11 protein-coding genes are annotated in these 13,246 nt (G+C 70.7%); 4 read left to right on the forward strand and 7 right to left on the reverse strand.

Annotated elements, in window-relative coordinates; all coding sequences use genetic code 11:
* Positions 1 to 959: allophanate hydrolase-related protein (locus tag ABD844_RS49195; RefSeq protein WP_344895815.1), on the forward strand; the 959-nt coding region annotated here is incomplete at its 5' end.
* A 31-nt stretch (positions 960 to 990) separates the two neighbouring features.
* On the opposite strand, the gene ABD844_RS49200 is transcribed toward ABD844_RS49195, so the two are convergent.
* The 7 genes from ABD844_RS49200 to ABD844_RS49230 form a co-directional block, all read right to left on the reverse strand.
* The gene (locus tag ABD844_RS49200; protein ID WP_344895818.1) at positions 991 to 2,118 is read right to left on the reverse strand and encodes a suppressor of fused domain protein; all 1,128 of its coding nucleotides are present in this window, start codon (positions 2,116 to 2,118) and stop codon (positions 991 to 993) included.
* Between the two features lie 191 nt (positions 2,119 to 2,309).
* Positions 2,310 to 3,311 (reverse strand): ABC transporter permease, encoded by a 1,002-nt coding sequence (locus tag ABD844_RS49205; RefSeq protein WP_344895821.1) that lies wholly within the window; start codon positions 3,309 to 3,311, stop codon positions 2,310 to 2,312.
* On the reverse strand, positions 3,308 to 4,831 hold the full coding sequence (locus ABD844_RS49210; protein WP_344895824.1) for a sugar ABC transporter ATP-binding protein: 1,524 nt from the start codon (positions 4,829 to 4,831) through the stop codon (positions 3,308 to 3,310). The genes ABD844_RS49205 and ABD844_RS49210 overlap by 4 nt, the downstream gene beginning before the upstream one ends.
* 95 nt (positions 4,832 to 4,926) lie before the next feature.
* The gene (locus ABD844_RS49215) at positions 4,927 to 5,886 is read right to left on the reverse strand and encodes a sugar ABC transporter substrate-binding protein (protein ID WP_344895827.1); all 960 of its coding nucleotides are present in this window, start codon (positions 5,884 to 5,886) and stop codon (positions 4,927 to 4,929) included.
* A gap of 58 nt (positions 5,887 to 5,944) precedes the next feature.
* A complete protein-coding gene (gene rbsD / locus ABD844_RS49220; protein ID WP_344895830.1) occupies positions 5,945 to 6,334 on the reverse strand; it encodes a D-ribose pyranase in 390 nt (129 codons plus the stop codon).
* Positions 6,324 to 7,322 (reverse strand): ribokinase, encoded by a 999-nt coding sequence (locus tag ABD844_RS49225; RefSeq protein ID WP_344895833.1) that lies wholly within the window; start codon positions 7,320 to 7,322, stop codon positions 6,324 to 6,326. The genes rbsD and ABD844_RS49225 overlap by 11 nt, the downstream gene beginning before the upstream one ends.
* The gene (locus ABD844_RS49230) at positions 7,312 to 8,361 is read right to left on the reverse strand and encodes a LacI family DNA-binding transcriptional regulator (protein ID WP_344895836.1); all 1,050 of its coding nucleotides are present in this window, start codon (positions 8,359 to 8,361) and stop codon (positions 7,312 to 7,314) included. The genes ABD844_RS49225 and ABD844_RS49230 overlap by 11 nt, the downstream gene beginning before the upstream one ends.
* Before the next feature lie 602 nt (positions 8,362 to 8,963).
* On the opposite strand from ABD844_RS49230, the gene ABD844_RS49235 reads away from it, so the two are divergent.
* The 3 genes from ABD844_RS49235 (at position 8,964) to ABD844_RS49245 (ending at position 13,234) form a co-directional block, all read left to right on the forward strand.
* Positions 8,964 to 10,802: an ADP-ribosylglycohydrolase family protein gene (locus ABD844_RS49235; protein WP_344895839.1), complete on the forward strand. Its 1,839-nt coding sequence runs from the start codon at positions 8,964 to 8,966 to the stop codon at positions 10,800 to 10,802.
* A gap of 204 nt (positions 10,803 to 11,006) precedes the next feature.
* Positions 11,007 to 11,630 (forward strand): TetR/AcrR family transcriptional regulator, encoded by a 624-nt coding sequence (locus ABD844_RS49240; RefSeq protein WP_344895842.1) that lies wholly within the window; start codon positions 11,007 to 11,009, stop codon positions 11,628 to 11,630.
* On the forward strand, positions 11,627 to 13,234 hold the full coding sequence (locus ABD844_RS49245) for a CocE/NonD family hydrolase (RefSeq protein WP_344895845.1): 1,608 nt from the start codon (positions 11,627 to 11,629) through the stop codon (positions 13,232 to 13,234). Before ABD844_RS49240 ends, ABD844_RS49245 begins: the two co-directional genes overlap by 4 nt.
* Positions 13,235 to 13,246 lie beyond the last annotated feature (12 nt).

Consider the following 13,246-nt stretch of genomic DNA (forward strand, 5'->3'; position numbering starts at 1 on the left):
GGCCCTGGCCGGTGGCCGTGCCGGACGTGGACGCGCTCGGCGAGCTCGACCCCGGCTGGGCGGCGGCCTTCGAACGCGCCGCCCACTCGCTGCGCGGCGTGCACCTGCTCTCCATCGACCCCGATCCCTTCCTGCGGGCCGCGGAACTGCTCTACCAAGGCGCCTTCGTCGCCGAGCGGCACCGCGCGGTCGGCGAGTTCGTCACCAAGGGCGGTCCGGATCTGGACCCCACCGTCGCGGGCATCATCACGGCCGCCGGCGCGCTCCCCGCACACCGCCTGTTCGCCGACCAGGAAACCCTCGCGGACCTGCGCGCCCAGGCCATGGCGAACCTCGGGGACGCGGACGCCGTCCTGCTCCCCACGACCCCCGGCCACCCGACTCTCGCCGAGGTGGCCGCCGAGCCCCTGGCCGCCAACTCCAGGCTCGGGCGCTTCACCAACTCCACCAATCTGTTCGGCCTGTCCGCCCTGGCCGTACCGGCGGGCACGGTCGGCAGGCTTCCCTTCGGCGTGATGCTGCTGGGCCGTCCGTACGCCGACGACCACCTGGCGGCGATCGCCGAGACCCTCCGTCCGCCGCTGCGCCTGGCCGTCGCGGGCGCCCACCTCAGCGGCCAGCCGCTCAATCACCAGCTCACCGAACGCGGTGCCGACCTCGTCGTCACCACGACCACCGCCGCGGCCTACCGCCTGTACGCCCTGCCGACCGCCCCGCCCAAGCCGGGCCTGGTCCGCGTGGCGGAGGACGGTGCGCCGATCGAGGTCGAGGTGTGGGAGCTGCCACCCGACGGCCTGGGGAGCCTGCTCGCCGAGGTGCCCCGGCCGCTCGCGCTCGGCCAGGTCGAGCTGGCCGACGGCAGCATGGTGACCGGCTTCGTGTGCACGCCGGAGGGCCTGGCGGGCGCGGCCGACATCACGGCACACGGCGGCTGGCGAGCCTACCTGGCAGCGGACTGAGAGCACGCCTTCGGCGGCCTGCGGTTGACGCTCACCGGGTGACGTCCGTGAGCGGGACACCGTTCGCTCCGGCGAGGCGGGCGAGCACCGCGTCGTTGCCGGTGGCCTTCGCTTCGGCGAGTTCCTCTCGGGTGACGCCCACCGCGGTAATGAACTCGACCTCGCCGCCAGGGGCGTCGATCACGCCCAGATGCGGGTCGGTGACGAACAGCAGCGCGCCGAGCCTGCTCGTCTCCGGCCCGAGCTGACCGGCAACACCCATCCGGTGCCCGTCGGCGAACGGGTGGCCCTCGCCGAACACGTACGTGCCGAGGTTCTGCAGCGTCGCCAGCGCCCAGCCAGGCGGCAGCTCGTCGCCTTCGCCGCGCGGGACGCGCATCGTCAGCTCGAAACCGAGGCCGCCGGCACCCGGTTCTGGGCCGACGTCGCGCAGACCGTCCAGGTCGCTGAAACCCCACGTGACAAGCAGCCAGCAGCCGTCCGCGCGGTGCGCGCTCAGCTCTTGGACGCCCTCACCCATCGGGATGTTGGTCGCCCAGCGCAGCGGCTCGTCATCGGGGAGGTGCGCCTCCAGCGCGGTGGCGATCGCCGCTCGGCTGCCCTGGGGCGGCCGGGGGACGCCGCCGTGCAGGTAGGCGTCCATCAGCCCGCCCCAGAACGTGTCCGGCGCGAGAGCACGCTCATCGCATGTCCTCAGGTCGGCGATGACCTTCTCGAGGTACGGGCGCGCCTCTTCCTGGGACGCCCCGCCCATCTCCTGCGCGCACAGCTCGACTCGGTGCAGGAACTCCACGAACGCGCCGAGCGAGGCGTTGATGGTCTCGGGCTCGGGGGTGGGCACGCCGTCCTCCAGCGCGAGCAGGAAGACGTTGCCGCTCTCCAGCTCCATGGCGTAGCGGATCCGATCGTCGGTACAACCCTTGCCGAGGATCATGAAACGTGCGGGTCGCTCCGGCGTCTCGGCATCGAAAACCGTCAGGGCATCGAGGGGACCGTTCACGTGCATCGTGAAGAGAATGTCGGCGGTGACCGGCAGGCCGACCTCACACAGCAGCTCCACGTCCTCTGACCGGAAGCCGCGCTGCTCGGCCTGGTCGCGGTCGAGCGTGACGACGCCGTCCGTGCCGAAGACCCGGACGAGTTCGGAGTGCGTGACCACTGACAGCCTCTTTCACAGGGGGCGGGAGACCATCAAGATCGTAGTGCTGCCGTGCCCTCCCCGCCTTGATCTCCTGGAACCAACGATCGCATTCTCTCGATCGTCCTGATCACCGACGGCATGAGCAACAGAGGCCTCGCCACCGCCTTCAGCACCTACCGGGCCCAGCAATCGGGCCTCTCCCGGACCGGTCAGGAGGCGACGGACAGGCGGGTGGACAGACGCTTGCGGTACGCGTCCAGCACCACCGCCACGATGATGACCGCGCCGGTCACGATGGTGCGCTGGAAGTCCGAGACCCCCATCAGCAGCAGTCCGTTCGTCAGGACCCCGAGCAGGCAGGCCCCCAGCAGGGTGCCGATCACCGAGCCCCGGCCGCCGGAGAGGCTGGCGCCGCCGATCACCACCGCGGCGATCGCGTTCAGCTCGTATCCCTGGCCCAGGATCGGGCTCGCCACGCCCAGCCGCGCCATGTAGACGATCGCGGCGACGCCGACACAGGCCCCGCCGATCATGAAGCAGATCACCTTGATGACGCCGGTACGGTGACCGGACAGGCGCACCGCCTCCTCGTTGTTGCCGGTGGCGTAGACGAGCCGCCCGAAGACGGTACGCGACAGCACGAACCAGGCGACCGCCGCCATCAGCAGCGCGACCGCGAAGACCGCGGGCACGCCGGCCAGGGTCGCGGTGCCGAACGAGGTCAGCGACTCGGGGAGGCTGTAGATGGTCGCCGCGCCGGTGTACTGCTGGGCCGCGCCGCGCGCGACGTAGAGCATGCCGAGCGTGACGATGAACGACGGCACCCGCCAGCGTTCGGTCACGAACCCGTTGATGAAACCGGCCGCCGCGCCGATCAGCAGGCTGAGCAGGATCGCGCCCGGGATGGACCCCGCGCCTCCGCCCTCCATCGCGGTGCCGGCCACCACGGCGCACAGTGCGATGAGCGAGCCGACCGACAGGTCGATGCCACCCACGAGGATGATGAAGGTCATGCCGACGGCCAGGATCGTGTTGAGCGTGATCTGGGTCATGATGTCGCGGATGTTCTGCGCCGTACCGAAGTGCGGTGCGAACGCCAGGAAGAACACCCCCAGCGCCACGAGCGCGACACCGATGCCGGCCTCGCCGAGCACCTGGCTGACCACGCGGTTCGTACGCGGGTTGCCCCGCGCCACACTGATCGAGCTCATGCCGAAATTCCGTTCTTGAGGTAGCCGGAGTACGCGAGGTTGAGCACCCGTTCGGCGTCGAAGTCGGGGCGGGCGATCTCGCCGGCGATCCGGCCCTTGGAGAAGACGAGGATGCGGTCACAGATGCCGAGGAGTTCGGGCAGGTCGGAGGAGACCACGAGCACGCCCTTGCCTGAGTCGGCGAGGCTGAGCAGCAACTGGTGGATCTCGTAGCGGGCGCCGACGTCGATGCCGCGGGTGGGCTCGTCGACGATCAGCAGATCGGTGTCGGCGGCCAGCCAGCGGGCGAGCACGACCTTCTGCTGGTTGCCGCCGGACAGCGCCCGTACCTTCTGGTGCGGGCCGGTCGCGCGGACGTGGAGCCGCTCCGACAGGTCGCGGGCGGCGGCGGTCTCGGCGCCGTGGCTCAGCAGGCCCAGCCTGCTGACCTGGTCGATGGCGGCCAGGCTCATGTTCGCCGCGATGGGCAGGTCCAGCACCAGCCCCTGGGCCTTGCGGTCCTCGGTGAGGAAGCTGATGCCGTGGCGGACCGCGTCTCGGGGATGCGTGATCCGCACCGGCCGGCCGCGTACCTCGACGGTGCCGGCGGCCGGTCGGTCCGCGCCGAAGATGGCCCGCATCGTCTCCGTACGTCCGGAGCCGACCAGCCCGGCGACCCCGACCACCTCGCCGGACCGCACCGACAGCGAGACGGGCGGCGCGTCCGGGGTCACCTTCAGGTCGGTGACGCGCAGCAGGTGGTCACCGACCGGCCGGTCGGCGACGGGCGGGTACTCGGCGTCGAGGTCGCGCCCGACCATCATCCGCACCAGTTCGGCGGGGGTGAGCTCAGCGACCGGTCCGGTGTGCACGCCCCTGCCGTTGCGCAGCACGGTCAGGCGGTCCCCGATCTCGAAGATCTCCTCCAGGTGGTGGGAGATGTAGATGACCGCGACCCCCTCGGCGGTGAGCCGGCGCAGTTGCGTGAACAGCGTGGCGGTCTCGCGTGGGGTGAGCGTGGCGGTGGGCTCGTCCATCACCAGCAGCCGGCAGTCGCCGGAGAGCGCCTTCGCGATCTCGACGAGCTGCATCTGGGCGATGCCGAGCCGTTCGACCGGGGTGTCCGGGGAGACCTCGAGCCCGACCTGTTCGAGCAGTTGCCTGGCGCGCCGCCGCATCGCCCCGCGGTCCACGAGGCCCAGGCGCCGGGGCAGCCGCTGCAGGAACAGGTTCTCCGCGACCGAGAGCGCCGGCAGCAGGGCCAGCTCCTGGTGCACGACCTGGATGCCGGCGCGCAGGGCGTCGGCGGCGGCGGCCGGCCGGTGCGGCTCCCCGCCGAACGTCATCGTCCCGCCGTCGGGGCGTTCGATGCCGGCCAGGCACTTGACGAGGGTGGATTTTCCGGCGCCGTTCTCGCCGATCAGGATGTGGATCTCACCGGCCTTGACGCTGAGGTCGACCTCGTCGAGGGCGGTGACGCCCGCGTACCGCTTGGTCAGGCCGGCGATGTCGAGAAGTGCGGTGTCAGTGGTGGTGGGCATGGCGACCTGACTCCTTCGGGGACCACGGTCTCATGGGGTGAGGACAGGGTGGGGAGGGTTGCTTCCGCGGCCCCACCCCGGCCTCGTGGCGGGTGTCAGCCGACGTTGTCCTTGGTGATGACCGTGATCGGCGTCTTCTGCCAGCCGGTCACCTGCTCACCGTTGATCATCTTCATGGCGTAGTCGATGCCGTCCGCCGCCTGCTTGGAGCCGAACTGGTCGAGCGTCGAGACCATCACGCCGCTCTGCAGGTACGGCTTGACCGCCGGGATGTTGTCGAACGACGCGACCTTGATGTCGGCCTTGCGCTCCTCGATGACCTTGATGACCCCCAGCGCCATCGCGTCGTTGGAGACCAGCACCCCCTTGATGTCGGGGTGGGCGGTGAGCATGTTGCCGAACACGGTGTGGGCCTCGTCGGTCTCCCAGTGCGCGGTCTTGGAGTCCAGCAGCTCCAGACCGCCCTCGGCCACCGCGTCGTCGAAGCCGTTCTTGCGCTGGAGCGCGTTGTCGGCGCCCGGGTTGCCTTCCAGGATCACCACCTTCGCGCCCTTGCCCAGAGCCTTGGCCAGCTCCATACCGGACTGCTTGGCGCCGTCCCGGTTGTCCGGGCCGACGAACGGCACGTCGGCCCCGGCCTGCTGCAGCGCGGCGTCGTCCAGCTTGACGTCGATGTTGACCACCTTGATGCCGGCCTTCGCCGCCTTGGCGGCGGACTGGACCAGCGCCTTGGAGTCGGCCGGGGCCAGCACGATCGCCTGGGCCTGCTTGGTGATGCACTTCTCGACCAGCGCGACCTGCCCGTCGACGTCGGTCTCGTTCTGGGTGCCGCTGGAGTCGAGGGTGACGTTGCCGAGCTTGGCGACGTGGTCGACCGCGCCCTGCTGCATCTGCTGGAAGTACTCGTTGGCGAGGGACTTCATGACCAGGCAGACCGTGGGCTTGCCGGTCGGCTCGGCGGCCACCGTGGTGCCGGTGCTCTCCTGGCCGCAGGCGGCCAGGGCCGAGACGGCGGCCAGGGTGACGATCGGGATCAGCGCGGCCCTTGTCTTCATGGGCCCTCCTTTTGTTTCTTTGTGGCGTGCGTTGCAGAGGTGTCGAAAGGCGGGGGAATCAGAACGCGACGCCCGCGTGCAGGACGACGTTGGCGTAGGGGGTGGCCTCGCCGGTCCGGATGACCGCGCGGGCGTTGCCGGTGAGCTCCTTGAGCCGCTCGTGCGGCACGGACGAGCGGCGGATCGGGCCGAGTGCCGCGGCCAGGCCCGAGACGGCCACCGGATCGGCGAGTTCGGCCGCGACGGTGGCGTGTTCGAAGACGCCTTCGGCGAGTACGGCGCGCAGCACGGGCAGGAAACCCGGCTCGCCCCGGGACCACAGCAGGTCGATGCGCTCCACGCCGGCCGGTACCGGAAGGCCGGCGTCGGCCACGACGATCAGATCGGTGTGACCGAGCCCGGTCAGCACCTCGATGAGGCGGGGATGCCAGATGCCCTCACGGCGCATGGCCGGTCCTTCCCGCGCCGCCGCCGGAAACCGGGGCCGGGCGCTCGGGGGCCGCGAGCAGCGCGTCCACCTCGAACCGGCTGGGCGCGCTCTGCGCACCAGGGCGGGTGGTGGCCAGGGCGCCGGCGGCGCAGGCGCGCCGGACCGCGGCGTCCAGCTCACGCACGCCGGTGGCACGTGCCACGGCCAGTTCCGCGCAGAACGTGTCACCCGCGCCGACCGCGTCGACCACCTCGATCGGGAACGTGGGGAGGTGCCGGCTGCGCCCGTCGCTCCCCGCCAGCACCGCTCCCCTGGCTCCCAAGGTGACCACCACCTCGGCCGGGCCCAGGTGGCGCAGCGCCGAGGCGTACTCGAGCGGATCCGACCCCTCCAGCCGCTCCGCCACGTCGCCGATCAGGCCGGCCGCCTCGGTCTCGTTCACGACCAGCAGGTCGGCCAGGCCGATCAGCTCGCGCAGCGAATCGTCCACCGTGGTCGGCAGCGGCGCGGCGTTGAGCACGACGGACACGCCGGCGGCGCGGGCCAGCCGTGCCGCCGCCGTACTGGTCTCGATCGGGACCTCGAGCTGGAGCAGGAGCACGCCGGCCGAGTCGAGCCGGCCGCTCAGCGCGCCCAGGTCTTCCGGCCGCAGCAGGCCGTTCGCGCCGGGCGAGGTGATGATCATGTTCTCGCCCGCCGGATCCACCAGGATCAGCGCCGTGCCGGTCGGCCCGCCGACGGTGGCCACCCCGGCGAGGTCGACGCCCGCTTCGGCCAGGGTCGCGCTCACCTGCGCGCCGAACTCGTCGTCGCCCATGACGCCGACCATGGCGGTCCGCGCGCCCAGCCGCCGGGCGGCGGCCGCCTGGTTGGCTCCCTTGCCGCCGGTGCCGCGGTCGAGACGGCCTCCCGGCACCGTCTCCCCTGGGCTCGGCAGGCGGGGGACCCGGATCCGCAGGTCCATGTTCAGGCCGCCCACCACGACGACCTCCGGCTCAGCCGTCATGGTGATCATCGCCGATCGCGGAGTCGCCGCCGGCGGGATCCGGACAGCCGCAGGATCCGCGGGCGACGAGCGCGGTGGGATGCACGATCCGGCGCGGCGCCAGCTCCCGATCGGCGATCTTGGCGACCAGCCACTCGACCGCGGAGCGGCCGAGCTCGTCGAAAGGCTGACGCATCGTGGTCAGCGCGGGCACGGTGTAGGCGCTGCCGTCGATGCCGTCGAACGCGCAGATGGCGACGTCGTCCGGGACCCGCAGGCCCAGTTCGGCGGCGGCCCGCAGCACGCCGATGGCCTGCTCGTCGCTGGTGACGAAGAGGGCGTCAGGATGCCGCGGGCCCGCGAGCAGCCGCCGACCGGCGCGGTAGCCGTCGGCCCGGCCGAACGCCACGTGCACCAAGGGCGTCTCGGCCGGATCCTGCCCGGCTTCGGTGAGGGCGCGGCGCCAGCCGGCGACCCGGTCGACCGTCGGGTGGATGCCGGCGAGTCCGGCGATGCAGCCGATCCGCCGCCTCCCGTGGCCGATGAGGTGGCTGGTGGCCTGGTAGCCGCCGCCTTCGTTGTCCACCAGGACGTGGGTCGCGCCCGGCAGCTCCAGCTCGCGGTCGAGCACCAGCCGGGGCACCGCGGTGTCGGACAGCTCGCTGATCCAGCTCCGCGGGCCGTGCGCCGGGACCATGATGAGCCCGTCGACCTGCCGGTCCAGCAGGGTCCGGATGTACGTCACCTCGCGGGCGTCGTCCCCCATCGCGTTGCCCAGCAGCATCGTGTACCCGTGGGCGAAGCCGACGTGCTCGATGGCGCGGGCCAGCTCGGCGAAGAAGGGGTTGGAGTTGTCGGGTACGACGAGCCCGAAGGTCATGGTCCGGGACGTCTTCAGCGAGCGGGCCACCGCGTTGGGCCGGTACCCGAGTTGCTCGATGGCCGCGAGAATCTTCTCGCGGGTGGCAGGCGCGACCCCGCGCGGACCACCGTTGAGCACGTAGCTGACCACGGCCTCCGAAGTGCCTGCCAGGCGCGCCACGTCACGTCGAGTTACCATCTCCGCCCTTCAACTCGTGTTGATTACTCGTGTTGACGGAAGTATGGGCCCGGCCTGACCGGCTTGCAAGAGTCAGCGGGTGTAACACTTCGGCAACACGGCGGTGAACCACCGTTATCCGCGAACACGCGGGCCCGCCGATGCGGACCGGACGAACGACGACCTGGGTCCGCCCGGCACCAGCGGACCGGGCGAACGACGACCTGGATTCGTCCGGCACCAGCAGGCCGGGCGAACGGCGACCTGGACCCGCCCGGCACCAGCGGGCCGGAGGCGGGCAGAGCCTTCCTGCGACCGGTCCCCGCCGAACCGGCGGGCCCGCTTCGCCTGGCTCACCGGCAGTCCGGCGAGTCGGCAACGCGTGTGGCAGGAGAGTGTGCGGCACTCCCAGGCGCACCGGCAACCCTTCGTGACGAACTCGTTAATCAACATGGCCGTGAGATTACGATCCGCTAACGAAGACCGCCCAAACCTTGATCCCCCGGCCACCGGCCCGCTTCCTTTTGTCCAGCAACTCGTGTTGTCAACACGTGTTGCGCTTCGATCCGAGAAGGACGGTCGAAATGCAAAGAGGAAGACTCTCCCGGGCGATCGCCGCTGTCGTGTCAGCGGCGGTAGGCGCAACCGTGGCGCTGGGCGCGCCCGCGGTCGCCACCCCCCAACCCGCCAAGGACAACTCCGCTGGAGGCAAGTACCGGTTGTCGCTCGACCGGGACACGTACGCCGACCGGCTGCAGGCCATGTGGCTGGCCGAATGCATCGCCAACTGGACTGGCCTGAACACCGAACTGCAGCGGCAGGCCCCGCCGTTCTACACGGACGCCGACTGGGGCACCAACCAGGGCCGGTCCGGAGCGAAGATCGATTTCGTCATCCAGGCGCCGTGGGGAGCCGACGACGACACCGACATCGAGTACACCTACACGCATCTGATGACCAACGTCGCGAAGAGCCCTTGGCTGACGGCGGAGCAGATCGCCGATGGGTGGAAAGAGCACATCAACCGGTTCATCTGGGTGTCCAACGCTCGCGCCCGAGAGCTGATGGGCCAGGGCATCCTGCCGCCGTCGACCGGCATGAACGTCGCCAACAAGGGCTCGCTCATGATCGACGCGCAGCTCACGACCGAGGTGTTCGGCGCGGTCGCCCCCGGCCGGCCCGACCTGGCCATGGAGATCGCCGACCTGCCGATCCAGACGACGGCCGACGGCTACGCCACCCACATCTCGCAGTACTACGCGGTGCTGTACTCCCTCGCCACCGTGGTCGACCCGAAGCTCTCGGGCCGTGACCAGGCGCTGTGGCTGACCCGGGAGGCGCGCAAGTACATCCCGGACACCTCCAAGGCCGCGGACATCGTCGACTTCGTACTCGCCGACTTCCTGGCCAACCCCGACGTGAACGACTGGGAGGCCACCCGCGACCGGATCTACCAGCGTTACCAGGCCGACGCCGCGAGCAACGGCTTCATCTTCCGCCCCTACCCCATCGGACCTGGCCGGGAACTGGCCGTCGAGGCCGCGATCAACTTCGCGACCGGCGTTCTGGCGCTGCTGTACGGGGAGGGCGACTACCGTCGCACGATCCAGGTCGGCACCCTGTCCGGGTGGGACTCCGACAACCCCACGGCCACCCTCGGCGGGCTCATCGGGCTGATGCGCGGCACGGACTACATCCGCGCCCAGTTCCCCGGGACCACGCTCTCCGACAACTACAACGCCTACCGCACCCGCGACAACCTGCCTGACTACCTGCCGGACGACCCCGCGGCGACCGACACCTTCACCCTGCTCGCCGAGCGCATGCTGCCGCTGGTGGACCAGGCGGTCAAGGCGGGCGGCGGCAAGGTTTCCACGCGGAGCTGGAACATCAAGACGGTCGCGGCTCCCGACCCAGCGAACCTGACGAGTCTCGCCGCCGCCAACCCGGTCATGGACCTGTACCAGCGCAGTGCCAACAACCAGGTGCGGCTGACCGGCGGCAGCGTCCAGGCGTCGACCTCGGCGACCGGATCCACCGACGGGGGCGGCCAGGCGTCCGCCGCCGCGTTCGCCGACGGCCGGGAGGCGAACTTCTCCGGGTACGAGCCCCCGCAGGACGCGCAGTTCTTCTCCGGCCGCGCCGACGGGCCGGTGAGCTTCTCGGTCACGTACAACCGTCAGGTGCGCGTCGACACCGTGCGCTTCATGACCGGCGACCACACGGAGACCGGAGGCTGGCTGGAGAGCGCCAAGGTCGAACTGCGCGGCCCGGACGGCCGCTGGCGGGCCGCGAAGGCGGTGCCCGACAGCGAGCTGAACAGCGGCCGGCCGTACCAGATCGTCGACTTCGACCTCGGCCGGTCGACGACGGTGACCGGCGTGCGCGTGGTCGGCGAACTCGGCGAGAGCGCGTACGCGACCGTCGCCGAACTGGACGCGCTGGCACCGTCGAAGAACTGACGCCCGGCGACCAAGTCGATCAGCCGACGCGCGAAGGGCGCCCGTACCCGCCGGGTACGGGCGCCGTTCCCCGGCTGTGATGATCTATCTGGCCTGTGGGATGCGAAAACCGGCCCCGCCCAAGCCTCCGGTCCTCCGCCGATCACCGCTCAGCGAGTAAAGGAACGTTTGGTTCTTTAGATACACTTGTGCATTATCTCGATTATGGATCTTCACGTGCCCGAGCCGGCGCGGGATCGCCGGGTGCGCCGCTCACGCGCCGCCCTGATGCGGGCCGCCGTCGCGCTGGTGACCGAACGCAGGACGTCAGGCGTGCCGCTTTCCGACATCGCCGAGGCCGCGGATGCGAGCCGGAAGGTGGTGTACCAGCACTTCGGCGATCGCGACACGCTGCTGCTGGAAGCCGGCCTCGATCTCGCCAGACGAGAGCTGCTCCCCCACCTCACCACCAGCCCGAAGGAGACGGACGGACGAGAGCGAGCGCTCGCGGTGTCCCGGCATTTCGCCGAGCATCGGGTGTTCTACCGTGCCCTGCTGACCGGATCCTGTGCGTTCGCACTGGGCCAGGAGTTGATCAGGTTGCTGCTGCCGGTCAACCGGAAGGGCATGCAGGAGCTCTACGGCGACCTGCTCGACCCGCAGGCCATCGACGACATGGCCACCTTCATGACCGGCGGCGCGGCCTCTCTCGTCACGACCTGGGTGATCGAGGGCGCCGACCCGCTCGATCCGGAGGCGTTCACCGACCGGCTGCTGAGCGTGACGTCCGCCCTGATGACGGCCGTACACCCGGCCACCGGCACATCAGACATGGAGGCCCCTCAATGAACCTGATCAGCCGGCTCATCCAGCGCCGTCTGGAGCTGCCGCCGCCACTGACCCGGGATGTGGTGGTCCAGCGGGACCTTCGAGTCCCCATGATCGACGGGGTCGAACTTCTGGCGGACCGGTGGGCCCCACGAGTCGGCGGCGAGGGCCTGCCGACCGCGTTGATCCGTACCCCGTACGGCCGACGCGGGCCCTTCGGCATGATCCTGGCCCGGCCGCTGGCAGAGCGTGGCTACCAGGTCCTGATCCAGAGCGTGCGCGGCGGTTTCGGCTCCGGTGGGACCTTCGATCCGATGCGGCAGGAACGCGCGGACGGCCTGGCAACCCTCGGCTGGCTGGTGAAGCAACCCTGGTTCGGCGACGCGATCGTGCTGTATGGCATGAGCTATCTGGGACATGTGCAGTGGGCGGTCGCCGACCAACTGCCACCACAGGTCAAGGCGATCATTCCGGTGGTGACCGAGTCGGCGCTGACCCTGGAGTTCCTGCGTGCCGACGGCATGTCGCTGGAGACACCGTTCGGCTGGGGCGTGCTCGTCGCCACCCAGGAACGCCGGCTCGCGATGCCGCGCCAGCCGGCCCAGGCGAGGAAGACGGCCCGCTCCCTGCGGACGCTTCCCCTCGACCGGGCCGACATCGCCGCGATCGGCGAGCACTCCGACTACATCCAGGACATCCTCGCCCACGACGGCGACCATCCCCGCTGGAGCGGCTTCGACCACCGGGACCGGGTCGCCGAGGTGACGGCGCCGGTCAGTTCGATCGGCGGCTGGTACGACATCTTCCTGCCCGGCCAGCTACGCGACTTCCAGATCCTGCAGGACGCGGGGCGCCCGGCACGGCTGACCGTAGGACCCTGGACCCACGCGGAGTTCTCCAACGTGCCGGTCAAGGAGGCCCTGGAATTCGGGCTCGCCCATGCCCGCGGCGAGCGACCGTCGCCACGCCCACCGGTCCGGCTCTACGTCATGGGGGAGGATGCCTGGCGCGACTTCGAGTCCTGGCCGCCCAGCGGCTACCCACCGCGCCCCTTCCACCTCCACCCCGACGGCGGGCTCGCGGTCGAGCCGCCGGCCGAGTCCGAGCCCGACCACTTCCGCTACGACCCCGCCGACCCCACTCCCGCGGTCGGCGGCGTACGCCTGGTCAAGGACTGCGGACGTGTCGACAACAGCACACTGGAAAACCGCCCGGATGTGCTCACCTACACCACGCCCGCCCTCGACCAGGACGTCGAGATGATCGGCGAGGTCAGCGCCGAGATCTGGTTCCGCTCCAGCCTGCCCCACGCCGACGTCTTCGTCCGCCTCTGCGACGTCGACCTCGCCGGACGCTCCTGGAACATCTGCGACGGCCTCATCAGCCTGACCGGCGCCGACGAACCACAGTGCGCCACCGTGCGACTCTGGCCCACCGCCCACCGCTTCAAGCGCGGACACCGCATCCGCGTCCAGGTCTCCAGCGGCGCCTTCCCCCGCTACGCCCGCAACCCCGGCACCGGGGAACCACGCGCCACCGCCACCACCCTCCTCACCGCCGACCAAACCGTCTACCACGACCCTGAGCGCCCGTCCGCGATCATCCTCCCCGCCCGGCCGAACTGACCGCTGACCACA

It is taken from the genome of Nonomuraea antimicrobica (assembly GCF_039536965.1).
In the GTDB taxonomy this organism is placed as follows: domain Bacteria; phylum Actinomycetota; class Actinomycetes; order Streptosporangiales; family Streptosporangiaceae; genus Nonomuraea; species Nonomuraea antimicrobica.

Coding starts and splice junctions, on each gene's coding strand:
- ABD844_RS49205 (WP_344895821.1), bottom strand. CDS start 3,311: ATGAGCTCGATCAGTGTGGCGCGGGGCAACCCGCGTACGAACCGCGTG.
- ABD844_RS49210 (WP_344895824.1), bottom strand. CDS start 4,831: ATGCCCACCACCACTGACACCGCACTTCTCGACATCGCCGGCCTGACC.
- ABD844_RS49215 (WP_344895827.1), bottom strand. CDS start 5,886: ATGAAGACAAGGGCCGCGCTGATCCCGATCGTCACCCTGGCCGCCGTC.
- rbsD (WP_344895830.1), bottom strand. CDS start 6,334: ATGCGCCGTGAGGGCATCTGGCATCCCCGCCTCATCGAGGTGCTGACC.
- ABD844_RS49225 (WP_344895833.1), bottom strand. CDS start 7,322: ATGACGGCTGAGCCGGAGGTCGTCGTGGTGGGCGGCCTGAACATGGAC.
- ABD844_RS49230 (WP_344895836.1), bottom strand. CDS start 8,361: ATGGTAACTCGACGTGACGTGGCGCGCCTGGCAGGCACTTCGGAGGCC.
- ABD844_RS49240 (WP_344895842.1), top strand. CDS start 11,007: ATGGATCTTCACGTGCCCGAGCCGGCGCGGGATCGCCGGGTGCGCCGC.
- ABD844_RS49245 (WP_344895845.1), top strand. CDS start 11,627: ATGAACCTGATCAGCCGGCTCATCCAGCGCCGTCTGGAGCTGCCGCCG.